Origin of the sequence: Thermococcus sp. M36 (assembly GCF_012027355.1) — an archaeon.
GTDB lineage: Archaea > Methanobacteriota_B > Thermococci > Thermococcales > Thermococcaceae > Thermococcus.
The window spans coordinates 1-626 of record NZ_SNUH01000038.1 but is presented as its reverse complement, the minus strand read 5'-3'; the positions used below and the strand labels follow the sequence as shown (position 1 = coordinate 626).

The window sequence follows — 626 nt, the reverse complement described above, 5'->3', positions numbered from 1 at the left end:
ATAATTTCATTTTCATAACTAACCGGTGTGCAGCCTAACATCGTCGGGTACAGAAGGGAAGAAACAATGAACGGTTTATACTGGCTTACTAAATTGAATGGCAGTTGAGATTTTCTTTGAAAAATAGCTGCAACAGAATCGTAGTTTTCTTTTGAAATATACTCCTTCAATTCATGGCTGTCATTCATTTTGATATGCTGCATCATTTTAGTATTAATTAATGCATCATCTAACTTCAATTCAAAATAAACCTGCTTGGTTGTGTGCAGCAAAGTCACTAAAGTATCGGGCAAAACAAAATCTTCTGCACATAATAAATGAAATGTACCATATACATAAGACGGCTGTTCTATTCCTTTACCGCTGATTTTCCATAATAACGATTTCTCGTTTGGCTTTTGTGCAAAAGACGCTTTAATAAGTATGAAGGAAAATAAAACAATTACCAGATGTTTCATAAGTTTATAAGGTTAGTATGAAAAGGAAACAAAATATTACAATAAAAAAGCCCTGTATAAAAATACAAGGCTTTAACCAAAACCAACTGCTTATGAAACAAACTTTATAACCAATTTATTTATTGAACGCTGATTTGTTTTGGAGCAGATTTTACTTCTTCTTTTTTA

General features: G+C 31.6%; 1 protein-coding gene. It reads right to left on the bottom strand.

The annotated features are described in order from the left end of the window. Nucleotides 1-458 (bottom strand): TraB/GumN family protein (locus E3E36_RS11205; protein ID WP_167895504.1); only part of this gene is annotated, 458 nt, incomplete at its 3' end. Nucleotides 459-626: the final 168 nt, after the last annotated feature.